At 66.4% G+C, this 22,486-nt stretch carries 21 protein-coding genes and 1 pseudogene; 1 reads left to right on the forward strand and 21 read right to left on the reverse strand.

Annotation, left to right across the window (positions count from 1 at the left end):
- The 13 genes and pseudogenes from RTN46_RS11330 to pyrR all read right to left on the reverse strand — a co-directional run.
- Nucleotides 1-1,505, reverse strand: a pseudogene (locus RTN46_RS11330) (primosomal protein N'); the annotation flags it as partial.
- Nucleotides 1,506-1,510: 5 nt separating this feature from the next.
- Nucleotides 1,511-2,737, reverse strand: a complete 1,227-nt coding sequence (gene metK / locus RTN46_RS11335; RefSeq protein WP_312181447.1) for a methionine adenosyltransferase — start codon at nt 2,735-2,737, stop codon at nt 1,511-1,513.
- Between the two features lie 110 nt (nt 2,738-2,847).
- The gene (gene coaBC / locus RTN46_RS11340; RefSeq protein WP_312181450.1) at nt 2,848-4,119 is read right to left on the reverse strand and encodes a bifunctional phosphopantothenoylcysteine decarboxylase/phosphopantothenate--cysteine ligase CoaBC; all 1,272 of its coding nucleotides are present in this window, start codon (nt 4,117-4,119) and stop codon (nt 2,848-2,850) included.
- A 29-nt stretch (nt 4,120-4,148) separates the two neighbouring features.
- On the reverse strand, nt 4,149-4,409 hold the full coding sequence (rpoZ, locus tag RTN46_RS11345; RefSeq protein ID WP_312181452.1) for a DNA-directed RNA polymerase subunit omega: 261 nt from the start codon (nt 4,407-4,409) through the stop codon (nt 4,149-4,151).
- Nucleotides 4,410-4,464: 55 nt separating this feature from the next.
- Complete coding sequence (gmk, locus tag RTN46_RS11350; RefSeq protein WP_312181454.1) at nt 4,465-5,034, reverse strand: guanylate kinase; 570 nt, start codon at nt 5,032-5,034, stop codon at nt 4,465-4,467.
- A gap of 61 nt (nt 5,035-5,095) precedes the next feature.
- Entirely contained in the window at nt 5,096-5,413 is a 318-nt protein-coding gene (gene mihF / locus RTN46_RS11355) for an integration host factor, actinobacterial type (RefSeq protein WP_312181455.1), read from the reverse strand.
- A 142-nt stretch (nt 5,414-5,555) separates the two neighbouring features.
- Nucleotides 5,556-6,422, reverse strand: coding sequence for an orotidine-5'-phosphate decarboxylase (pyrF, locus tag RTN46_RS11360; RefSeq protein WP_312181457.1), 867 nt, complete (start codon nt 6,420-6,422; stop codon nt 5,556-5,558).
- The gene (gene carB, locus RTN46_RS11365; protein ID WP_312181459.1) at nt 6,415-9,711 is read right to left on the reverse strand and encodes a carbamoyl-phosphate synthase large subunit; all 3,297 of its coding nucleotides are present in this window, start codon (nt 9,709-9,711) and stop codon (nt 6,415-6,417) included. Before carB ends, pyrF begins: the two co-directional genes overlap by 8 nt.
- Nucleotides 9,711-10,847: a glutamine-hydrolyzing carbamoyl-phosphate synthase small subunit gene (gene carA, locus RTN46_RS11370; protein WP_312181481.1), complete on the reverse strand. Its 1,137-nt coding sequence runs from the start codon at nt 10,845-10,847 to the stop codon at nt 9,711-9,713. Before carA ends, carB begins: the two co-directional genes overlap by 1 nt.
- 38 nt (nt 10,848-10,885) lie before the next feature.
- A complete protein-coding gene (locus RTN46_RS11375) occupies nt 10,886-11,404 on the reverse strand; it encodes a hypothetical protein (protein ID WP_312181460.1) in 519 nt (172 codons plus the stop codon).
- Nucleotides 11,392-12,771, reverse strand: a complete 1,380-nt coding sequence (locus RTN46_RS11380; RefSeq protein WP_312181461.1) for a dihydroorotase — start codon at nt 12,769-12,771, stop codon at nt 11,392-11,394. Before RTN46_RS11380 ends, RTN46_RS11375 begins: the two co-directional genes overlap by 13 nt.
- Nucleotides 12,768-13,766, reverse strand: coding sequence for an aspartate carbamoyltransferase catalytic subunit (locus RTN46_RS11385; RefSeq protein ID WP_312181462.1), 999 nt, complete (start codon nt 13,764-13,766; stop codon nt 12,768-12,770). Before RTN46_RS11385 ends, RTN46_RS11380 begins: the two co-directional genes overlap by 4 nt.
- On the reverse strand, nt 13,763-14,344 hold the full coding sequence (gene pyrR / locus RTN46_RS11390; RefSeq protein ID WP_312181464.1) for a bifunctional pyr operon transcriptional regulator/uracil phosphoribosyltransferase PyrR: 582 nt from the start codon (nt 14,342-14,344) through the stop codon (nt 13,763-13,765). The genes RTN46_RS11385 and pyrR overlap by 4 nt, the downstream gene beginning before the upstream one ends.
- 107 nt (nt 14,345-14,451) lie before the next feature.
- Between pyrR and RTN46_RS11395 the strand changes: the two genes are divergently transcribed.
- The gene (locus tag RTN46_RS11395; RefSeq protein WP_312181465.1) at nt 14,452-15,672 is read left to right on the forward strand and encodes a PrsW family intramembrane metalloprotease; all 1,221 of its coding nucleotides are present in this window, start codon (nt 14,452-14,454) and stop codon (nt 15,670-15,672) included.
- Nucleotides 15,673-15,764: 92 nt separating this feature from the next.
- Here the strand turns inward: RTN46_RS11395 and nusB are convergent, their stop codons facing one another.
- The 8 genes from nusB to ruvX all read right to left on the reverse strand — a co-directional run.
- A complete protein-coding gene (gene nusB, locus RTN46_RS11400; RefSeq protein ID WP_312181467.1) occupies nt 15,765-16,175 on the reverse strand; it encodes a transcription antitermination factor NusB in 411 nt (136 codons plus the stop codon).
- Nucleotides 16,172-16,735: an elongation factor P gene (gene efp / locus RTN46_RS11405; RefSeq protein WP_312181469.1), complete on the reverse strand. Its 564-nt coding sequence runs from the start codon at nt 16,733-16,735 to the stop codon at nt 16,172-16,174. The genes nusB and efp overlap by 4 nt, the downstream gene beginning before the upstream one ends.
- Nucleotides 16,736-16,825: 90 nt before the next feature.
- Nucleotides 16,826-17,947 (reverse strand): 3-dehydroquinate synthase, encoded by a 1,122-nt coding sequence (gene aroB, locus RTN46_RS11410; protein ID WP_312181471.1) that lies wholly within the window; start codon nt 17,945-17,947, stop codon nt 16,826-16,828.
- Nucleotides 17,947-18,462, reverse strand: a complete 516-nt coding sequence (locus tag RTN46_RS11415) for a shikimate kinase (protein ID WP_312181472.1) — start codon at nt 18,460-18,462, stop codon at nt 17,947-17,949. Before RTN46_RS11415 ends, aroB begins: the two co-directional genes overlap by 1 nt.
- The gene (aroC, locus tag RTN46_RS11420) at nt 18,455-19,666 is read right to left on the reverse strand and encodes a chorismate synthase (protein WP_312181473.1); all 1,212 of its coding nucleotides are present in this window, start codon (nt 19,664-19,666) and stop codon (nt 18,455-18,457) included. Before aroC ends, RTN46_RS11415 begins: the two co-directional genes overlap by 8 nt.
- A gap of 32 nt (nt 19,667-19,698) precedes the next feature.
- Complete coding sequence (locus RTN46_RS11425; protein WP_312181475.1) at nt 19,699-20,577, reverse strand: shikimate dehydrogenase; 879 nt, start codon at nt 20,575-20,577, stop codon at nt 19,699-19,701.
- Nucleotides 20,578-21,990: an endolytic transglycosylase MltG gene (gene mltG / locus RTN46_RS11430; protein WP_312181477.1), complete on the reverse strand. Its 1,413-nt coding sequence runs from the start codon at nt 21,988-21,990 to the stop codon at nt 20,578-20,580.
- The coding region (ruvX, locus tag RTN46_RS11435) for a Holliday junction resolvase RuvX (RefSeq protein WP_312181479.1) at nt 21,987-22,486 on the reverse strand (500 nt) is incomplete at its 5' end. The genes mltG and ruvX, both read right to left, overlap by 4 nt.

Raw genomic sequence — 22,486 nt, forward strand, 5'->3', positions numbered from 1 at the left:
CGGGCACACCAGCGGCAGGCCGGCAGCGCGTTGCGGCCAGCCTGGGCCAGCGGCCCCTGGCACTGGCGGCACCGGGCCGGTTCCCGGCAGTCCTGGCAGGACAGCGCCGGCGAAAAGCCCGTCCGTGCTACCTGGACCAGCACGGGCCCCCGTTTAAGTCCGTCCTGCGCTGCTTTCCACGCTGCATGCGGGATCCGTGCCCGGGCAGCCAGCGGGTCGCGCTCCATGTTGAAGGTGTCGGCAGTGCTCATCACGCGGGGGGTTGAATCGCGGATCACTGAACGCTCGGCATTAAGGGCCGCGGCCCAGCCGGATTCCACCAACCGCTGTGCCTCGGTGCTGCGCGTGTGGGAGGCGACGAGCATCCCGGCACCGGAAGCCTCGGCCCGCAGCAGCAGCACGTCACGGGCATGCTGGTACGGTGCGCGCTGCTCGGCATGCAGGTCATCGGCGTCATCCCAGATGCAGACCAAACCCAGGTTCGCCACCGGCGCGTAGGCCGCGGAGCGCGTGCCGACTGCAACGGTGGCATCCCCGTGGAGCAGCTGCAGGAAGCTGCGGTAGCGCGGGGTCGGCCCGTCCTCGGCCGTCAGCCGCACTGCCGTGCCACCGGGAAGGCAGTGCTCCAGGGCAGCCATCACACGGGCCAGGTCCTTTTGGTCCGGAACAACGACGACGGCTCCGCGGCCCGAAAGCACGGTCGCCTCGACGGCCGCGGCGATCTCCTCCGGCCAGGCGTCAGCTCCGTAGCCGCGAAGGGAGGACAGAACAGCACGGGGGCTGTGGCCCGCGGCAAGATGGCTGAGGAACCGGGCGCCGAGCGGGTAGCGGCGGAACGGGCTGGGTTCGGCGGGTTCTACAGGTTCCCCCGGTTCTGCGGGGTGGGCAGGTTCCACAGTTTCGCCCGGTTCGGCGCGGTGTGCAGTTTCTGCCGCGGGTCGCGTGGTTTCCGGAGTCTTCGGGGTTTCCGGGCCCTCCTGGGTCTCCGGGCCCTCCTGGGTCTCCGGGCCGGCAGCCTGCCCCTCCGATCCCGGCACACTGCGGCCGGCGAACTCCTTCTCCACCCGTGCCACCCGGGGCGGCACAGCCACCCGGAGCACGTCGTGGACAGATCCGGCATACCGGGCAGCCAGGGCCTCGGCCAGCAGCAGGACCTCCGGGCTCAGGACAGGGACCGGGGACACAACCTTGCCCAGGGAAATCAGCCGGGCAGTAGTCTCCGTGGTTTCCAGCCGGGCGGTAAGGAAACCTGGCAGCTCCTGGCCGCCGAAACGGACCTTGACCCGCACGCCGGGGCGGGCATCGGCGTCGCGCTCCGCCGGGACCAGGTAGTCAAAGGGACGGTCGAGGTGGGGCAGCGGCGAGTCCAGCAGCACCCGCGCGATCGGCAGGTGGGAGGCCGGCTGGGCCTTGCCCACGGGCGCCGCGGGAGGGGTAAACCCATGCAGCAGGGAAAGCTGCACACCCTCACCGTCCCGGGCAGGCCCTGCAGGCTGCGCTCCCATGGGAATCAGGCGTTGAAGTAGCTGCGCAGGTCCTCGACCTTGTCGAGGCGCTCCCAGGTGAAGCCTTCCTCTTCGCGGCCGAAGTGACCGTGTGCTGCCGTCTTCTGGTAGATGGGCCGCTTCAGGTCCAGTGCATTGATGATGCCCAGCGGGCGCAGGTCGAAGACCTCGTTGATGGCAGAGGCAATGCGCATCGGGTCCACGGTCTCGGTCCCGAAAGTCTCCACGTAAATGCCGACGGGGCGTGCCATGCCGATCGCGTAGGCGATCTGGATTTCGGCTCGCCGGGCCAGGCCGGCGGCTACCACGTTCTTGGCGACCCAGCGCATTGCATAGGCAGCGGAGCGGTCAACCTTGCTGGGATCCTTGCCGCTGAATGCGCCGCCGCCGTGGCGGGAGAAGCCGCCGTAGGTGTCAACGATGATCTTGCGTCCGGTCAGGCCGGCGTCGCCCACGGGCCCGCCGATCACGAACGGACCGCCGGGGTTGATGATGTTCCGCACGCCGGAGGTATCGAGGTCGCAGCTGCCGAGGACGGGCTTGACCACCTGGGAAATAATGTCCTGGTGGAGCTGGTCCTGGTCCAGGTCCGCGGCGTGCTGGGTGGAGACCACCACGGAATCCACGGAGACCGGCCGGTCGCCGTCGTAGCCGATGGTGACCTGTGTTTTGCCGTCGGGGCGGAGGTAGGGCAGCGTCCCGTCCTTGCGGACCTGGGTCAGCCGCTCAGAGAGCCGGTGCGCCAGCCAGATTGGGGTGGGCATCAGCACGCTGGTCTCATCGCTGGCGAACCCGAACATAATGCCCTGGTCGCCGGCACCCTGCGCGTCGAGCGGATCCACGGCGCCGCCGGAGCGGTTCTCCACCGAGTTGAAGACGCGGGAGGCGATTTCCGGGGACTGCTGTCCGATCGAAACGGAAACACCGCAGCGGGCCCCGTCGAAGCCGTTGGCGGAGGAGTCGTAGCCGATCTCGAGGATGGTGTCGCGGACCAGCTGCGGGATCTCGACGTAGCCCTCGGTGGTGACTTCGCCGGCGACGTGCACAAGGCCGGTCGTCACCAGGGTTTCCACGGCAACGCGGGATTCGGGGTCGGCTTTGAGCAGGCCGTCGAGGATCGCGTCGCTGATCTGGTCACAGATTTTGTCCGGGTGGCCTTCGGTCACGGACTCGGAGGTGAACAGGCGCAGGGAGCGCGGATCGGCGGGGGCAGGCGTATTGCTGGAAGTCACGGGTTTACTCTACTTCGTTCCGGGGACAGTCCCCGTCCGGGGACCTGCCGTGGCACGCAAAGCAAAGCTAAGCAACGTAAGGCACGGCAGCGTCATCTGGCTTCTTCTGGCTAAACGGAGGGCATTGCCGCGTCAAGGCGCTCGGCAATGCGGTCAATAAGATGCCGGGCAATGTCGGCCTTGCTGCCGGCGACGGCGGTCGGCTCGGAACCGGGGGCATCCTGCGGGGAGAGGATGCGCACTTCAGTGGTGTCCTGCCCGAACACCAGGGAGCGGCCCACCTGGTTCAGTACCAGCAGATCGCAGCCCTTCCGCTCAAGCTTGCGGCGCCCGTACTCCAGGACCGAGGCACTGCCGTCACCGGTTTCGGCGGCGAAACCGACGATCACCAAGGGATGAGCAGCAGCTCCGGCGTCGGATTCGGCACGTCGCTGGACAACCTCGTGCAGGATGTCGGGGTTGCGGACCAGGGTGATCACGGGGTCCGTCCCATCGTCCCGCTTCTTGATCTTGGTCTCGGCGTTCTCGCCGGGACGGAAGTCAGCCACGGCGGCGGACATCACGAGGATATCTGTGGAGGAGGCGGCCGCATGGACCGCATCGCGCAGTTCCAGCGCGGTTTCCACCTGCACCAGTTCGACGCCGGCGGGTACCGGAACCTCCATGTGGGCGGCGATAAAACGTACCCGGGCACCGGCGGCGAGGGCCGCTTCAGCGACGGCTGCGCCTTGTTTGCCGGAGGATCGGTTCCCCAGGAAGCGCACGGGGTCCAGCGGTTCGCGCGTGCCGCCGGCGGTAACCGTAACGGTCTGGCCGGAGAGTCTGCCTGCGGCCGAGGAACCGGCCTCGTCCGAAGCCTGTCCGGCGGCCGCAAGAGCCGCGGCGAAAATGTCTTCAGGCTCCGGCAGGCGGCCCGGTCCGGAGTCCTTGCCGGTAAGGCGGCCGGTGGCGGGTTCCATCACGGTGGCACCGCGGGAGCGCAGCACTGCCACGTTCGCCTGCGTGGCCGCGTGGTTCCACATCTCTGTGTGCATGGCCGGCGCGAAAAACACCGGACCGTGTGCCATCAGGAGCGTGTTAGTCAGCAGGTCCGAGGCCAGGCCGGCGGCTGCGCGGGCCAGGAGATCGGCGGTGGCCGGTGCCACCACGACCAGGTCGGCCTCGTGGCCCAACCGGACATGGTTGACCGTATCCACGGCGTCGAACACAGAGGTGCTCACCGGTTTCCCGGAGAGCGCTTCCCAGGTGGCGACGCCCACGAAGCGGGTAGAGGCTTCCGTGGGGATGACCTGGACGCTGTGCCCGGCCTCAGTGAACAGCCGCAGCAGCGATGCCGCCTTGTAGGCGGCGATACCGCCGCCTACCCCCAGGACAATCCGCACGCCTGCCCTACCTCCCTCGCGGTATTCCGCTATTCGGCGGGTTCGTTCGCGCGGACGACGAGCATGCCCTCGTTGATTTCGCGCAGTGCGATGGAAAGCGGCTTTTCGTTGAGCTTGGTTTCGACCAGCGGGCCAACGTACTCGAAGAGGCCCTCATGCAGCTGGGAGTAGTACGCATTGATCTGGCGGGCACGCTTGGCACCGTAGATGACCAGGGCGTACTTGGAATCGGCGGCCGTCAGCAGGTCGTCGATCGGCGGGTTGATGATGCCTTCAGGCTGGGTAGACAAAAGATCTCCAAAGTTTTTCGTGCGGGTCAGTTACTTACGGCTCAGCAACAGCAGCTTAGCGTTGGCGAGGGCTGATCCCCATGAGTGATACGAGCTCTGCTGCAGCCCGCTTAACGTCATCGTTGATGACAGTGTGATTGAACTCGGACTCGGCAGCAAGTTCCAGTTTAGCGGTTTCCAGCCGCTGCTGCTGCTCTTCGGGTGTTTCGGTGCCGCGGCCAACCAGGCGCCGCACCATTTCGTCCCACGACGGCGGGGCCAGGAACACGAAATTAGCCTCGGGCATGGACTTCTTTACCTGGCGTGCGCCCTGCAGATCGATCTCCAGCAGGACAGAACGCCCGTCGGCCATGGCGGCCTCCACAGTGCGCCGCAGCGTCCCGTAGCGGTTGTGGCCGTGGACCACGGCCCATTCGAGCATCTGCCCTTCGGCAACGAGCTGGTCGAACTCCTCGGAGGTGACGAAGAAGTAATGCACCCCGTTTTCCTCACCCGGGCGCGGGGCGCGGGTTGTGGCGGATACGGAAAGCCAGACCTCGGGGTAATTATCCCGGATATAGGTGGAAACAGTGCCTTTGCCAACGGCGGTGGGACCTGCCAGAACTGTCAGCCGCGGTTGCGACACGTAGACCTCACTTGTTTAGGGTTGTGGCCCGACGCCGCTGGCCGCGGTGTGCGGAACAGCCTTAGTCGGACTCCAGTAATTCAATCAGCGCCTTGCGCTGGTGGACGCCCAGTCCCCGCACTCGGCGGGTGGGGGCGATACCCACGGTAGCCATTATTCCAGCTGCCCGCCGCTCCCCGACACCAGGCAGTGCCCGGAGCAGGTCGACCACCTTCAGCCGGCCCACAGCTTCCTCGCCGGAACGCGAGACGATGACCTCTTCAACGGAGAGTTCACCGGACTTGATTTTGGACTTGATCTCGGCCCGAACAGTGCGGGCGGCGGTGGCCTTTTCCCGCGCCCTGGTGCGCTCTGCTTCAGTCAGTGGTTTGAGGTTCAATTGACTCTCCCGGGCGAAGACGAACCGCACAGGCACGGGGGTGCAGCCGGCGGTCTTTCGGTTACTTGGGCTAGTGTCCGAACCTATCCGCAAGGGTCCCGCTTTGCAACGGATACCGGCGGGGAAACCCCCGCCGGCACCGCTATGCGCGCGGCAGTCCTTCCAGCGTCCGTGCCGCTGCGGCCTGCAGCGACGCAGTATCCGGTCCGGCTTTGAGGATGTCGCGGCTCGAGGTCGCCAGCACATTCGCGTAGGCGGCGCCAAAGGTCCTCCGCAGGTCCTCGCCGGTGGCCCCCTGGGCGCCCAGCCCGGGTGCCAGGATTGGTGCGTTCGCGGCTGCCAGGTCGATGCCCAGATCAGCCAGCGCCGTTCCGACGGTGGCGCCGACCACCAGGCCCGTGGACCCCAGCGTTCCGGCTCCGGCGTTTTCCGCCGCAGCGGAGTCGACGATGCGGGCCGCGACCGACCGGTCTGTGCCAACGTGCTGCACGGAGGCACCTTCCGGGTTGGAGGTCAGCCCCAGGACAAAGACTCCCCTGCCGGTTTCCTCAGCCAGGTCCAGGGCCGGGCGCAGCGACTCAAACCCCAGGTAGGGGCTGAGCGTTACCGAGTCGGCCGCCAGGGGCGAACCGTCCCGGAGCCAGGCATCGGCATAGGCCGCCATGGTGGAGCCGATGTCCCCGCGCTTCGCGTCGGCAATGGAGAGGACTCCGGCCGCGGTGCAGGCCGCGAGCAGCTTTTCCAGCACGGCCATACCGGCTGAGCCGTGCCGTTCGAACAGGGCCACCTGCGGTTTCAGGGCGGCAGCCTGCTCCCCCACGGACTCGAGGACCGTGAGCGAGAAGCGCTCCAAGCCGGCGGCGTCGTCGTTCAATCCCCAGGCTGCGAGCAGCGCCGGGTGCGGATCAATTCCAACGCACAGCGGGCCGCGGGCGTCCATCGCCGCCCGCAGGCGCGCACCGAAGGGTGCGCGCCTGCGGACGGCGTTAGCGGTTGACTGCTCAGGCACCGGCGGAGGCCTGAAGCTTGGCGGCGTATTCCTGCAGCGAGCAGACATCCCACTCGTAGGAGCGCATGGCTTCGATTGCCTGGACGGCCGCACCGAACTCGGACACGGTGGTCATGACCGGGCAACCGATCGAGGTGGCCGCGGCACGGATTTCGTAGCCGTCTCCACGGGCCTGTCCGCCGGAGGGAGTGTTGATCACCATGTTGATGTCGCCTGCAGTGATCAGGTCCACCACGGTGCCTTCGCCGTCGGGCCCGCTGCCTTCACCGACCTTGCGGACAGTTGTTGCCTGGATGCCGTTCCGGCGCAGCACATCGGCGGTACCGCCGGTGGAGAGGATCTCGAAGCCGAGGTCCACCATCAGCTTGACCGGCATGATGATCGAGCGCTTGTCCCGGTTGGCGACCGAAACGAAGATCTTTCCGGAGGTGGGCAGCGCCGAGTTGGCGGCGGCCTGGGACTTCGCAAACGCGGTGTCGAAGTACTTGTCGATGCCCATGACCTCGCCGGTGGAACGCATTTCCGGGCCGAGCAGGGAGTCGACGACGGTGCCTTCGGGGGTGCGGAACCGGCTGAACGGCAGCACGGCTTCCTTGACCGCCACGGGGGCGTCCAGCGGCAGGGCCGACCCGTCACCGGTGGCCTTCAGCTTCCCGGCGGTCCGCAGGTCCGCGATGGAGGTGCCGGTGCCGATCAGGGCTGCGGCCTTGGCCAGCTGCACGCCAGTGGCCTTGGAGACAAACGGGACGGTGCGCGAGGCCCGCGGGTTCGCTTCGATCACGTACAGCACGTCTGAGGCCAGGGCGAACTGGATATTGATCAGGCCGCGCACGCCGACGCCGGAGGCGATGGCCCGGGTGGCTTCAACGACACGGTCGATCACATCAGTACCAAGGGTGATCGGAGGCAGCACACAGGAGGAGTCACCGGAGTGGATGCCGGCTTCCTCGATGTGCTCCATGATGCCGCCGACGTACAGGTCGGTGCCGTCAAAGAGGGCGTCGACGTCGATCTCGATCGCGTCTTCCAGGAAACGGTCCACCAGGACGGGGTGGTCCGGGGTAATTTCCGTGGCGTTGGCGATGTAGCGCGAGAGATTGGCTTCGTCGTAGACGATTTCCATGCCGCGGCCGCCGAGCACGTAGGACGGGCGGACCAGGACGGGATAGCCGATCTCGTCGGCGATCTTCTTCGCGTCGTCGAAGGACACGGCAGTGCCGTTCTTCGGGGCGATGAGGCCGCCCTCATCGAGCACGCGCTGGAAGGCGCCGCGGTGTTCAGCCAGGTCGATCGCTTCCGGGGAGGTGCCCAGGATCGGGATGCCGGCATCAGCCAGGGCCTGGGCCAGCTTCAGCGGGGTCTGGCCGCCGAGCTGGACGAAGACGCCCAGCACGCCGCCGGTGCGCTGTTCCGCGTGGATGACTTCGAGCACGTCTTCGAGCGTCAGCGGTTCAAAGTACAGCCGGTCGGAGATGTCGTAATCCGTGGACACGGTCTCCGGGTTGCAGTTGATCATCACGGTCTCGTGGCCGGCTTCACGCAGAGCCATGGTCGCGTGGACGCAGGAGTAGTCGAACTCGATGCCCTGCCCAATCCGGTTCGGACCGGAACCGAGGATGATCACGGACGGCTTGGCGTGCATGCCGACCTCATCTTCCTCGTCGTAGGAGGAGTAGTGGTACGGGGTGTACGCGGCGAATTCGGCGGCGCAGGTGTCCACCGTCTTGTAGACCGGGCGGATGCCCAGCACGTGCCGGACGCCGCGGATCACGGACTCGGACTGCTTGGTCAGCTGGCCGATCTGCTCGTCAGAGAAGCCGTGCCGCTTGGCCAGCCGCAGGACGTCCTCTGTCAGCTGCGGGGCGCTGCGGATTTCCTCGGCGACCTCGTTGATCAGTTCGAGCTGGTCCAGGTACCACGGGTCGATGCCGGTGGCAGCATAGAGCTGCTCGTTGGTGGCACCGCCCAGCAGGGCCTGCTGGACCTGGGCCAGGCGTTCGGTGGTCGGACGCTTGGCGGCTTCGATGAGGCCGGGGACCGCAGCGGGATCCACCGGGTCGAAGGTGAGCTGGGAGCCCTTCTGTTCCAGGGACCGCAGTGCCTTCTGCAGCGCCTCTGAGAAGTTGCGGCCGATGGCCATGGCTTCGCCGACCGACTTCATGGTGGTGGTCAGCGTCGGATCGGCGGCCGGGAACTTCTCGAACGCGAAGCGCGGAACCTTCACCACTACGTAGTCCAGGGTCGGTTCGAAGGACGCCGGGGTCTTCTTGGTGATGTCGTTCGGGATTTCATCCAGCGTGTAGCCCAGCGAAAGCTTGGTGGCGATCTTGGCGATCGCGAAGCCGGTGGCCTTCGAGGCCAGGGCCGAGGAGCGCGAGACGCGGGGGTTCATTTCAATCACGACGACGCGGCCGGTGTCCGGTTCGATCGCGAACTGGATGTTGCAGCCGCCGGTGTCGACGCCGACCTCGCGGATGACCGCGATCGCGATGTCGCGCAGCTTCTGGTACTCGCGGTCGGTCAGCGTCATGGCCGGAGCCACGGTGATGGAGTCGCCGGTGTGCACGCCCACCGGGTCGAAGTTCTCGATGGAGCAGACGACAACCACGTTGTCGTTCTTGTCCCGCATCATTTCCAGCTCGTATTCCTTCCAGCCGAGGATGCTCTCTTCGAGCAGCACCTCAGAGGTCGGGCTGTACTGGATGCCGGCACCGGCGATGCGGCGCAGGTCTTCGGCGTTGTACGCCAGGCCGGAGCCGAGTCCACCCATGGTGAAGGACGGACGGACCACCATCGGGTAGCCGAGGGTTTCAGCGGCTGCGAAGGCTTCATCCATGGTGTGGACGATGATCGACTCGGCCGATTCGGCGCCGCAGCGTTCGACGACGCCCTTGAACTTCTCGCGGTCCTCACCGAGCTCGATGGCTTCGATGTTGGCGCCGATCAGTTCAACGTTGTACTTCGCCAGCACGCCGTTCTTGTCCAGGGCGATCGCGGTGTTCAGCGCGGTCTGTCCGCCCAGGGTCGGCAGAACGGCATCGGGGCGTTCCTTGGCGATGATCTTCTCGACCACCTCGGGGGTGATCGGCTCAACGTACGTGGCGTCGGCGAACTCCGGGTCGGTCATGATGGTGGCCGGGTTGGAGTTGACCAGGATGACCCGCAGGCCTTCCTCCTTGAGCACACGCAGTGCCTGCGTGCCTGAGTAGTCGAATTCGGCGGCCTGGCCAATAACGATCGGACCGGAGCCGATCACCAGGACGGACTTGAGATCGGTTCTGCGGGGCATTAGTTGGATTCCTTGTTCTTGCTGGTGGCCATCAGGTCGACGAAGCGGTCGAAGAGGTAGGCGGAGTCGTGCGGGCCGGCGGCGGCTTCGGGGTGGTACTGGACGGAGAAGGCCGGGATGTCCAAGCAGGCCAGGCCTTCCACCACGTTGTCATTGAGGCTGATGTGGCTGACTTCCACCTGCCCGTAGCGGGCTTCGGGAGCGGTCACCGGGCCGTCGAGCGGGGCGTCGACGTCGAAGCCATGGTTCTGGCTGGTGATTTCGACCTTGCCGGTGCGCCGGTCCAGGACGGGCTGGTTGATGCCGCGGTGGCCGTAGGGCAGCTTGTAGGTGCCAAAGCCCAGCGCGCGGCCGAGGATCTGGTTGCCGAAGCAAATGCCGAAGAACGGCACCCCGGAGTCCAGGACCTCGCGCAGCAGCTTGACCTGGTCGTCAGCCGTGGCGGGGTCGCCGGGGCCGTTGGACATAAACACGCCGTCCGGGTTCACTGCCTGGACGTCCGCGAGGGTCGCCGAGGCGGGCAGGACGTGCACGCGCACTCCGCGTTCAGCGAAGCGCACCGGGGTCATGGACTTGATGCCCAGGTCCAGGGCGGCGACGGTGAACAGCGGCTCCCCGTCCCACCCGTGGGCGGAGGGTTCCACGACATAGGCCGCGTCAATGCTGACTTCCTCGGCCAGCCGGGCGCCGGCCATGGATTCCTGGGCCTGCACGTCTGCGAGCAGCTCGGCATCGGTGCGGGCGGCAGCGTCCCCGGAGAAGATTCCGGCCTTCATCGCGCCGCGTTCGCGCAGGTGCCGGGTGATGGCCCGGGTGTCGACTCCAGAGATGCCGACGACGCCCTGAACGGTGAGCTCCTCGTCCAGGGTCCGTTCGGAACGCCAGTTCGAGGGCCTGCGGGCGGCGTCGCGGACGATGTACCCGGCGACCCAGATGCGGCGGGACTCGGCGTCGTCGTCGTTTACACCGGTGTTGCCGATGTGCGGTGCCGTCTGGACGACCAGCTGGCGGGCGTAGGAGGGATCGGTGATGGTCTCCTGGTAGCCGGTCATGCCGGTGGCGAAGACCGCCTCACCCAGGGCCGTTCCGGTGGCTCCGTAGCTGCGCCCGCGGAAGCTGCGGCCGTCCTCCAGCATGAGGACAGCTGTGGTCGGGGCGGGGGTTTGGTTCACTGTCACAGTTGTTCCTCGCTAGATGTTGCAGATGATTCCGGCAGCAGCGTCTTGATCGCCGAAAACAGGGGGGTCTTGTGGTCGGCTGCCCGGGTACGGAACCCGGTGTCGACAGTTTTGGGGCCGAGCTGCCAGGTCACCATGACCAGGCCGTCCTTTTCCACGAATTTGCCTGCCATGCCGCGTTCAAGCCGGACTCCGCGCAGGTCGGCGCGGTCAATCCAGACATCGGGGGCGCCGGTGCGGGCGAAAAAGAGGCCCTCCGGGAAGACGGCGGCGGTTGCCGTGGATTTCACACCGAGTCCATACACAGCGACCCGGTCCAGCCAGTCGCCTGCCGAAGTGGTGGCCACGTACTGTCCCTCGGCCTGGAATCGGGGCATCTCCAGGTCATCGGGCAGCGGCCGCGGCCGTGGAACGTCCGATTGCCGGCGGCGGCGGCCGCGCCAGCCTGCCGCGAACAGTCCAAGCAGGAGTGCGGTGGCCGCCAGGGCACCGAGAAGGAAGATCAGCCAATCCATGGTGTCTCCTCAGCAGCCGCGGCGCGCGGCGTGTTCAATGCTCCGTCCAGGACGGTGGGGTGGCCGGCAAAGAACGTGGTCCGGACCACGCCGGGCAGTTCGAGCCCCGCAAACGGACTGTTCCTGCCCATGGTTGCCATCTTATGGGGGTCCACCATCCGGCGCGCAGCCGGGTCAACCAATATGACGTTGGCCGGTTCGCCCGCTTCGAGCGGCCTTCCCTGAGTCGCCACACGGCCGATCACCGCGGGGGCGGCGGAGGTTACCCTGGCAAAGTCAGCCCACGTCATCAGTCCGGTCTCGATCATGGTTGCCTGGACCACGGAAAGGGCCGTTTCCAGGCCGGTCATGCCCATGGCAGCCTGCGCCCACTCGCATTCCTTGTGCTCGCTGGGATGCGGAGCGTGATCGGTGCCGACGATGTCGATCGTCCCGTCGGCCAGGCCCCGGCGCAGTGCCTGGACGTCGGATTCCGTGCGCAGCGGCGGATTGACCTTGTACACCGGGTCGTAGCTGCGCACGGCTTCGTCGGTCAGCAGCAGGTGGTGTGGGGTCACCTCGGCAGTGACGTTGATGCCGCGTTCCTTCGCCCAGCGGATGATTTCCACGGACCCGGCGGTCGACACGTGGCAGACGTGCAGGCGGGATCCGGTGTGCTGGGCCAGCAGGACGTCGCGGGCAATGATGGATTCCTCGGCGACGGCCGGCCAGCCGGGCAGGCCGAGGACGGCGCTCACGTCGCCTTCGTGCATCTGGGCGCCGTCGGTCATCCGCGGTTCCTGGGCGTGCTGGGCGATCACGCCGTCGAACGCCTTCACATATTCGAGTGAACGGCGCATCAGGATCGGGTCGTGGACGCACATGCCGTCGTCGGAGAAGACACGGACCTGGGCACGGGAGTCGGCCATGGCACCGAGTTCTGCCAGCATTTCCCCCTTGAGCCCCACGGTGACGGCCCCGACCGGGCGGACGTCGACCCAGCCGGACTTCAGGCCCAGGCTGTAGACCTGTTCCACGACGCCGGCGGTGTCCGCGACGGGGTTGGAGTTGGCCATGGCATGGACAGCGGTGAACCCGCCAAGCGCGGCGGCGCGGGTGCCCGTCTCCACCGTTTCGGCGTCTTCGCGGCCCGGTTCGCGGAGATGCGTGTGCAGGTCAACCATGCCGGGCAGGGCCACCAGGCCCGCGGCGTCGATGACCATGGCATCCTCGGGGGCCTCGAGGCCCTGGCCGACAGCGGCGATCAGTCCGTCCCGGATCAGGAGGTCAGCCTGTTCTTCGCCGAGCAGCGACGCTCCGCGGATCAGGTACGTGCCGTTCGGAGACAGGGCCGGCTGGGCGGCGGGTGCGGGTGTTGCAATAGTCACTGTGAGACCACTTCCTGTGGGGTGCGCTGGGAGGTGCCCTCGCCGGAGAGCAGAAGGTAAAGGGCCGCCATCCGGACGGAGACGCCGTTGCTGACCTGGTCCAGGACGGTCGAGCGCGGCGAGTCGGCGGCGCGGGAGGATATCTCCAGGCCGCGGTTCATGGGACCGGGGTGCATCAGGATGGTGTCGTCCAGGCCGAGGGCATCCAGCCGGTCCAGGCGTACGTCGTCGAAGCCCCAGCGGCGGGAGTATTCCCGGACAGTCGGGAAGAACGCGGAGTGCATCCGCTCGGCCTGGACGCGTAGCATCATCACGGCGTCGGGCCGGGTCTCCAGGGTTTCATCGAGGGAGTAGCTGACCTTGCAGGGCCAGGATTCGACGCCGAAGGGCAGCAGCGTGGGCGGGGCCACCAGTGTCACGTCCGCGCCGAGCGTCCGAAGCAGCCAGAGATCCGAGCGGGCTACACGCGAATGCAGGATGTCTCCGACGATCGCCACGTGCATGCCGGAAAGATCGGTCCCCTGGGACGCGGTGCCATGGAGCCGGGCCCAGTGCCGGCGCATGGTGAAGGCATCCAGCAGGGCCTGGGTGGGATGTTCATGTGTTCCGTCGCCGGCGTTCAGCACAGCGGCGTCGATCCACCCGGAGTTCGCCAGCCGGGCCGGGGCGCCGGAGGCTCCGTGCCGGATGACGACGGCGTCGGCACCGATCGCGGCCAGGGTCTGGGCGGTGTCCTTGAGCGATTCGCCCTTGGAGACCGAGGAACCCTTGGCCGAGAAGTTAATGACATCGGCGGAGAGCCTCTTCGCCGCGGCCTCAAAGGAAATCCGGGTGCGGGTGGAGTCTTCAAAGAACAGGTTCACGACTGTCCGTCCGCGCAGGGCAGGGAGTTTTTTCACTTCCCGCTCCCCTACTGCGGCCATGGCCTCCGCGGTATCCAGAATAGAAATGGCGTCCTGGTGCGAGAGGTCCAGGGTGGAGAGCAGGTGCTTCATACAGTGCCTTCGATCACGACTTCGTCTGCGGCGGAATTATCGGTCTCAGTGAGACGGACCCGGACCTTTTCCACGGCCGCGGTGGGCAGGTTCTTGCCCACGTGGTCTGCGCGGATCGGGAGTTCACGGTGGCCGCGGTCAACCAGGACAGCCAGGCGCACGGCACGCGGGCGCCCCAGGTCGACAAGCGCGTCGAGGGCGGCGCGGATGGTGCGGCCGGAGTAGAGGACGTCGTCAACCAGTACAACCACTTTGCCGTCGATGCCGCTGGCCGGGATCTCGGTGGGGTACGGAGGCCGGGTGGGCTGGTGCGCCAGGTCGTCACGGAACATTGTGACGTCGAGCTGGCCGGTAATTGCGGCCGCGTCCACGGAGGGATCGGCGGCGGCAATCTTGGCGGCCAGGCGCCGGGCCAGCGGATATCCGCGGCGCGGAATACCCATCAGCACAAGGTCAGTGCCACCCTTGTTCGCCTCGAGGATCTCGTGGGCGATGCGCGTTAGAGCGCGGTCAATATCAGCTGAAGCCAGAACGGTACGGGCAGGCGCTGCGGCCTGCGGGGGATCACTAAGATCCATATTCTGCTTCCTCCTTCCCCGCCTCACAGGACGGATTTAAAGGTCGAATGCCATTCAAAACTATCACAGCAGGCCGGCCCCGATATTGTTGGGTCCATGACAGGCAAATGCTCATGATGTCCCTGCCCGGCGCGGGGAGTCCGGGGCCACCGGCGCAACCCGGCCTGCCCGCCGAGAACCCCGCCGATGGCATTGCTCCGCTGCAGGTGCCGCCCGCAACAGGAAGCCGCAGCGCGGGCGTGCTCAACACGCTGCTCATCACTGCAGCCGCAGTAGTGGTGGTGCTCGTGGGGTTCTTCCTCTTCGCTGCTCTTGGCAGCGAAGCGTTCATTCTGTGCGGCGTCCTGGCACTGATTCCGCTGGGCATCTGCCTGCTGGGGCTGTTCTGGATTGACCGCTGGGAACCGGAGCCGCGTGCTGCCCTGCTGTTCGCTTTCCTCTGGGGCGCCGGCGTCTCCGTGGCCATCACCCTGGCGCTGGGGACCATGGTCAACGAGGTCCTGATGACGCTGCTGCCGCTGACTCCGGCGGACGTCGTCGCCACGGTGGTCCAGGCCCCGCTGGTTGAGGAGGCAGCCAAGGGCCTCGGAGTGCTGATCCTGGTGTTTGCGCGGCGCAGCCACTTCGACGGTCCGCTGGACGGCATCGTTTACGCGGGCATGGTTGGCGCTGGTTTCGCGTTCACGGAGAACATTCTCTATTTCAGCGCCGCGCTCTTCGAAACCGGGGGCGTTGGGCTGCAGCTCGGGTTCGTCTTTGTGCTGCGCGGACTGTTCTCCCCGTTCGCCCACGTCCTGTTCACCGCCGCGGTCGGCGTGGCCCTGGGACTCGCCGCCAAAAAGCCCGGCAACCTCAGGATCCTGGTTGCTTTTGCCGCCGGCCTGGCCGCCGCCGTCGTCGGGCACATGTTCTGGAACGGCGGAATGGCACTGGTCTATGACGACTTTTTCCTGTTCTATTTCCTGCTCCAGGTGCCACTGTTTGTCCTGGCCCTAGCCGGGGTCGCCTACCTGCGCCGCGCCGAACAGCGCCTGACGCGCGAACGGTTGGGCGAATACGCGGCGGCGGGCTGGTTCACGGCCGGGGAAGTGGACATGCTGGCCACCGGGACCGGACGGCGCCAGGCCCTTCAGTGGGCAGGCGCTTTTGGTGCCAGGCCAGCCATGCGGTCGTTCATCCGGGAGGCGACGAACCTGGCGCTGACCCGGCAGCAGCTCGTTGCCGGCCGGGAGCCGCGCAGCAACCTCGCCCGCGAACGCCGGATCCTGGACGAGCTGGTCCGGACACGCGGCAGGCTCCTGCAGCAGGCCGGCGCGGCCCACCGGTAGCGGACCGGCGTCGTCCCGGGCAGCACAATGCCCGGCAGGAAAGCCTGCCGGGCATTGTGGAAAGTGTCCTGCGAAGTCATGCATGCAGGCCTTTAAGCCAGCAGGGTGTCCTTGAGCTGGTGCAGCCGGCCGAGCAGCCCGTTGATGAACGCGGGTGATTCATCAGTGGAGAGCGTCTTCGCCAGTTCAACGGCTTCGCTGATGGCCACCTTGTCCGGGACATCGTTGTTGTAGAGCAGCTCCCAGCTGCCGATGCGCAGGATGATGCGGTCAACCGCCGGCATCCGGTCCAGTGGCCAGCCCTGGGAATACGTGCTCAGGAACTCGTCGATCTGCTCCTGCTTGGCGATAACCCCTTCCACCAGGTCCATGGTGTAAGGGTTGATCACCTGGTCAGTCTGCTCCCGGCGGGAACGGAGGGATTCCAGCGGAGACATGGATCGCTGTTCCGCTTCGAAAAGAACCTCAAGTGCCCTGGTGCGGGCTTTACTGCGGGCACTCACTCGTTGACGCGTCCCAGGTAGTCACCGGTGCGGGTATCAACCTTGACCTTTGTACCGGTTTCCAGGAACAGCGGCACCTGGATCTCGTAGCCGGTTTCCACGGTGGCGGGCTTGGTGCCGCCGGTGGAGCGGTCGCCCTGCAGGCCCGGCTCGGTGTATGTGATTTCCAGGACTACCGAAGGAGGCAGCTCGATGTAGAGCGGAGCGCCTTCGTGCATGGCAATGGTGACCATCATGGACTCGAGCATGAAGTTGGCGTAGTCACCGACGATTGAACCCGGAACGGTGAGCTGGTCGTAGTCCGACGTGTCCATGAACACGTAGTCTTCGCCATCCTTGTACAGGTACTGGTAGTCACGGCGGTCAACGGTGGCAGTTTCGATCTTGATGCCGGCGTTGAACGTCTTGTCGACGACCTTGCCCGATCGGACGTTGCGCATCTTGGTACGGACGAACGCACCACCCTTACCCGGCTTTACGTGCTGGAACTCAATGATGCTCCAGAGGTTGCCTTCAAGCTTCAGCACCGTGCCGTTCTTGATGTCGTTGGTCGTTGCCACAGTTTCTCTTTCGTCGTTTCGCGTAACTACGTGTCTTATCCGTCGACCATTCTACCTGTTCGGCGAATCAGTACATGCTGCGCCGGAGCGCTACAGGCTGAGCCGGATTCCACCCTGGGGTTCCGAGGCGATCTCCTGGTATGCCGCGAAGAGCAGCGAGGTATCCGGCACCTCCAGGATTGAGGGTTTGGCCAGGCCATCGAGCACAACGAACCGAAGCAGGTCTCCCCGGGACTTCTTGTCCCGGCGCATGCCGTCCAGCAGGGCGCTCCAGCGGTCCTTGCGGTAGGTCACCGGCAGTCCGAGGGAGTTGAGCACGGCTTTGTGCCGGTCGGCGGTGGCATCATCCAGCCTGCCGACCATCCGTCCCAGTTCCGCAGCGAAGACCAGGCCCACGGAGACAGCCGCGCCGTGCCGCCACTGGTAGCGTTCGGCCAGTTCGATCGAATGGCCCAGCGTGTGGCCGTAGTTCAGGAATTCGCGCCGTCCGGCTTCGCGCAGGTCAGCGGAGACAACCTCAGCCTTGACCTGGACAGCGCGTGTGACGAGCTCACGGACAACGTCCGAGCTGCCGTCTCCGACCGCGTCCGGATTGGCTTCAATCAGGTCCAGAATCGCGGGATCGGCGATGAAGCCGCACTTGACGACCTCAGCCATGCCGCTGAGCAGTTCGTTCTTCGGCAGGGACCCGAGCGCATCCAGGTCAGCGAGGACGCCGGCGGGCGGGTGGAACGCGCCAACGAGGTTCTTGCCTTCAGCCGTGTTGATTCCGGTCTTCCCGCCCACGGCGGCGTCCACCATGCCGAGCAGGCTCGTGGGCACGTGTACCACCTTGATCCCGCGCAGCCAGGTGGCGGCCACAAAGCCGGCAACATCGGTGACGGCCCCGCCACCCACGGCGACGATTGCGTCTGAACGCGTGAAGTCGTTCTGCCCCAGGACCTGCCAGCAGAAGGAGGCGACCTGGATGTGCTTGCCTTCTTCGGCATCGGGAATCTCGGCGGTGAGCGCGGTCAGGCCGGCTGCGGCCAGCTCATCCCGGACGGTGTCGCCGGTGGTGCGCAGGGCCCGCGGGTGGATTACCAGGACGCGGCGCACCCGCTCCCCCAGCATCCCCTGCAGGCGGCCAAGCAGGCCGTTGCCGATCACGACGTCGTAGTTCTCTGCGGGCTTCTCGCCGGTCACCTTGATGACGGTGGGTGCTGCGGGCATTAGTGCTCTCCTTCGTCCAGGGCGGCGGTGATGCGTTCCACGACTTCCGGAACGGCCAGTCCCCTGGTGTCTATAACAATGTCTGCCAGCGATTCATATATCGGCCGGCGTTCTTCGGCCAGCGCGGACCAGCGCACAACCGGGTCCCCGGTCAGCAGCGGCCGGTGCCCGGAGCGTGAAATGCGCGGGCGGACGGTCGCCAGGTCGGTGTCCAGGAACACCACGGTAGCCTCCCGGAGACCCTGCTGCGTTCCGGAGTCCAGAACGGCCCCTCCCCCGAGCGAGACCACCGACCGCTCCGGTGCAGCCAGTGCTCCGGCGACGGCGCGGGCTTCGGCTTCCCGGAAGTAGCGTTCGCCGTGGTTGGCGAAGATTTCGGGAATCGGTCCGTACTCTTCCACCACCAGCTGATCGGTGTCCACATAGGGCAGCCCGTGGCGTGCGGCGAAGGAACGGCCGACGACGGATTTACCTGCCGCCATCAAACCGATCAGGACCAAGTGCTGCTCAGGCACCGGAGCCGGTGCCGAAAGACTCGAGGGACGCGGGAATGTTCTCGAGGTAGGTGCGCAGGTTCCGGGCGGTCTCTGCCACGGAATCGCCGCCGAATTTCTCGGTGACCGCTTCGGCGAGGACCAGGGCGACCATGGCTTCGGCGACGACGCCGGCTGCCGGGACGGCGCAGACATCGGAACGCTGGTGGTGGGCACGTGCGGGCTCGCCGGTGCTGACGTCCACGGTCTTGAGCGCCCGGGGAACGGTGGCGATCGGCTTCATCGCTGCGCGGACGCGCAGGACTTCGCCGATGCTCATACCGCCTTCGATTCCACCTGCGCGGTTGCCTGAACGGATCACGCGGCCATCCTCGTCCTTCAGGATTTCGTCGTGGGCGGCGGAACCGCGGCGGGTGGCCGTCAGGAAACCGTCACCGACTTCGACGCCCTTGATCGCCTGGATGCCCATGAGGGCCCCGGCAATTCTGGCGTCCAGCCGGCGGTCCCAGTGCACGTAGCTGCCGAGTCCCGGCGGCAGGCCGTAGGCAAGGACTTCCACTACGCCACCAAGGGTTTCGCCCTCCTTGTGGGCCGCATCCACCTCGGCGACCATCGCTTCGGTGACGGCGGCGTCGAAGCAGCGCATCGGGTTTTCGTCCAGGGCCGCGACGTCGCCGGGACCCGGGAGGGCGGAACCCTCCGGCGAGCTGACGGAGGCGACGCCCACCGTGTGGCTAACGAGCTCGATGCCCAGCTGCTTCAGGAACGCGGAAGCAACGGCACCGAGTGCTACGCGCGCCGCAGTCTCCCGGGCGCTGGCCCGTTCCAGCACGGGACGGGCCTCGCTGAAGCCGTACTTCTGCATCCCGGTGAAGTCTGCGTGGCCGGGCCGCGGGCGGGTCAGCGGTGCGTTGCGGGCCTGGTCGGCCAGGACCTCAGGATCCACCGGGTCCGATGCCATGATCTGTTCCCACTTGGGCCACTCGGTGTTGGCGATCTCGATGGCGATGGGGCCACCCTGGGTAATGCCATGGCGCACACCGCCGAGGATCCGCACCTCGTCCTGCTCAAACTTCATCCGGGCGCCGCGGCCATAACCGAGCCGGCGACGGGCCAGCGCCTCCTGAATGAACGGAGTGCTTACTTCGACGCCGGCGGGGACGCCCTCAACAATTCCAACCAGTGCAGGCCCATGGGACTCACCGGCGGTCAACCAACGCAACATGGCTTCAATACTGCCATGTTCGGCTGGCGCCTTCAGCGCTGAGGCAGGCCTGCTGCGTCACACATCACGTTTATGACGGCCTGCTCGTCGTGGAAGGCTTCCTTCGTGAAAAGCCTCACCTGTTCCACAGCCTGGTAAACAAGCATTTCCAAGCCGGGCACGATCGTTCCGCCGGCAGCCTGCCAGGCGGAGGCAATCCGGCTGGGCCACGGATCGTAGGCGGCGTCGAGCAGCACAGCACCGCTGCGCCCGGCAGCGAGGGCAGCGAATTCCTCGGCGATGCCGTCCGCTGCGCGCGGCGGCAGGGTGGCGATGACGACGTCGGCTTCCGCGCAGGCGCTGGCCGCCGTATCCCAGGCATTCAGTTCCACGGCTGTTCCGAGCCGCCTGCCGACCTCCTGGACGTCCACCAGGCCTTCGGCGTTGCCCCGGAAGCTGCGGGCGTACACATCAACGCTGGAACAGCCGAGCCGGGACAGGGCGGCGACGGCGGCGCATGCGGTACCTCCGGCACCGAGCACAACCGCCCGCGGCGCGTCACCGGCGCCCGCATGGCGCAGGGCCTTGACCAACCCGGCAACGTCTGTGTTCCACCCCGTCAGCACGACGCCGTCGGGCCCCGGTTCGAAGGTAACCGTGTTGATCACGCCGAGGGCTTCGGCCAGTGGATCCAGGCGGTCCACGGCCGCTGCCATGGCGCTCTTCAACGGCATCGTGACGGAAAGCCCGATCCAGCCCGGCTCCTGCCGGACGGCCGCAGCGAAGTCCGCTGCGGCCCCTTCTTCGACGTCGATCGCGTCATAGCTGCAGTCGAAGCCAAGGTACCGGTACGCGGCACGGTGAAGCTCAGGTGAGCGCGAGTGTCCGATCGGATGCCCCAGGACAGCTGCCCGCCGGTTGGAAACGGGCAACTATTCGCACCTTCCGGCTTCCTGGGTGCTGCACCAGTCCTGGTATTCGGTCACGTACCGGCTGTGCTCGGCGAGGGTCGAGGAGAACTTGGTTTCGCCGGAATCGAGGTTGACGGTAACCCAGTAGAAGAACGGGACGTCGGCGGGATTGGCCGCAGCCTCGATCGCCTCAATGCTCGGGGAGCCAATCGGCCCGACTGGCAGTCCCGGATTGGCATAGGTGTTGTACCGGTTGGCCTTGTCAGCCTTTTCCTCCGGGGTCAGGTCGTAGCTCTTGCGGCCCAGCCCGTAGGTGACGGTGGCATCGGACTGGATCAATCCGTTGGTTTCGGTGTTTTCCGCACGGAGCCGGTTTTCGATGGCACCGGCGACCTTTGTGTAATCCGCTTCGCCTGCCTCGGCCTGGATGATGCTGGCCTTCGTCATAACGTCATACTGGGCGGCGGGATCGCTGACGCCGGCTTCTTCAAGGGCGGCAAACGCGTTATCCACCATCTCGGTGACGATTTCCGTGGCGGTGGCATCAATCGGGAAACGGTACTCACCGGGGAACAGGTAGCCTTCCAGGCTCACTGCCTTCTCCGGCAGTCCAAAGTCCCGGGGGCTGGCCGCAAGGGCTTCGAATTCCGCCCTCGGAATGCCAGTGGACTCGACCAGGATGTCGAATGTTTCGGTCTGCCGGAGGTCGCGGGCGACCGCGGCGTAGTGCACTGCCGTTCCGCCGTCCCCAAGCAGGGCGCTGACCGCACCGGAGGCGGACATCTGGTAGCGCAGTTCATACGTGCCGGGCTGGATCTGGCGCCCGTCTGCTTCCTGCTGGAAGGCCTCGACGAATTTCTTGCTCGTGGCCACGATGTCCTGCGCCACGAGGTTATCGCCAATCAGCAGCGGGCCCTCGCCCGGCTGGACCACAAAGGATGCGCTTCCCTCGCCGGGACCCGGGTAGTCCTTGGTCTCGTTCATGCCGAGCAGGTCACGGAGGAACATGGTCAGGCCGAAGACGACGCCGGCAAAAACGGCGAGGACCACGATCATGACCACTGTGCGGCGCCGCCGCTGGCGCTGCTTGTCGCGGGAGGGCCGGCGGCTGCGGCGGCTGGGAGGCTCCTCGGCAAAGAAAGTCTGCACTACGGGAGCCGGTTCATAGGCCAGGCCCGCGTCGGGGTGCTGAGCTGTGTCCGCGTGCCGGCCGGTCTCTGCATGCCGTCCCGAGTCGGCGTAGTGTCCCTCTGCGGTGTAGTGCCCCTCGTCGGCGTGCTGCGCGCCATCGTAACGGTAGCCTTCGTGGATACCACCGGCCGGTTCGTAACCCTGTTCGGGTGCGGAAACGTCTTCGCCGGCATAACTTTCGGCCTGCGGATCGAATTCCGGTTCCTGCCCGGGGAAACGATGGTCAGGGTATCTGTGGCTCACGACGCCGAATCGCTTTCAGGGCGGCTTTCCTCGGAAATTGTTGGCTCCTCGTTCGGGGCCGGAGCCGCGGACCGCGTACTCCGGCGAAATATGACCGGTTCCCCCACATCGCGTCCAAGGGAACGCTGCATGTCAATGGCCTGCTGCAATATACCCACAGCGGCCACTTGGTCTACCACTCTACGGTGATTGCGGGTGTCCAAGCCAGCTTCTCTTAGCGAGCGGTGAGCACTGACCGTACTCAGCCGCTCATCGATCAGGCGCACCGGGACGTCCAGGCCGGCCCGGTTAAGGGCTTCCGCCAGGGCCTGCGCGTAGCCGCGGGCCATCTCCGTGGAGGCGGTTTCGGTGCCGCGCATGCTCTGCGGGAGGCCAACGAAGACCTGGACGGTCCCCCGCTCCGTGGCTTCCCGGACCAGGACCTGAATGTCGCTGTTTTTCTTTGCATCGCGCTTCAGGGTACGCACTGGTGTGGCCAGCAGCGCGTCGGGGTCGC

The sequence above is a fragment of the Arthrobacter sp. genome, from assembly GCF_031988865.1.
Taxonomy (GTDB): Bacteria; Actinomycetota; Actinomycetes; order Actinomycetales; family Micrococcaceae; genus Arthrobacter_B.

Bases quoted from the DNA above. Each gene is read 5' to 3' on its own strand.
- carB (WP_312181459.1), bottom strand. From the start codon at position 9,711: ATGCCCCGCAGAACCGATCTCAAGTCCGTCCTGGTGATCGGCTCCGGT.
- carA (WP_312181481.1), bottom strand. From the start codon at position 10,847: ATGCTGGAGGACGGCCGCAGCTTCCGCGGGCGCAGCTACGGAGCCACC.
- RTN46_RS11375 (WP_312181460.1), bottom strand. From the start codon at position 11,404: ATGGATTGGCTGATCTTCCTTCTCGGTGCCCTGGCGGCCACCGCACTC.
- RTN46_RS11385 (WP_312181462.1), bottom strand. From the start codon at position 13,766: ATGAAGCACCTGCTCTCCACCCTGGACCTCTCGCACCAGGACGCCATT.
- pyrR (WP_312181464.1), bottom strand. From the start codon at position 14,344: ATGGATCTTAGTGATCCCCCGCAGGCCGCAGCGCCTGCCCGTACCGTT.
- RTN46_RS11395 (WP_312181465.1), top strand. From the start codon at position 14,452: ATGCTCATGATGTCCCTGCCCGGCGCGGGGAGTCCGGGGCCACCGGCG.
- aroB (WP_312181471.1), bottom strand. From the start codon at position 17,947: ATGCCCGCAGCACCCACCGTCATCAAGGTGACCGGCGAGAAGCCCGCA.
- aroC (WP_312181473.1), bottom strand. From the start codon at position 19,666: ATGTTGCGTTGGTTGACCGCCGGTGAGTCCCATGGGCCTGCACTGGTT.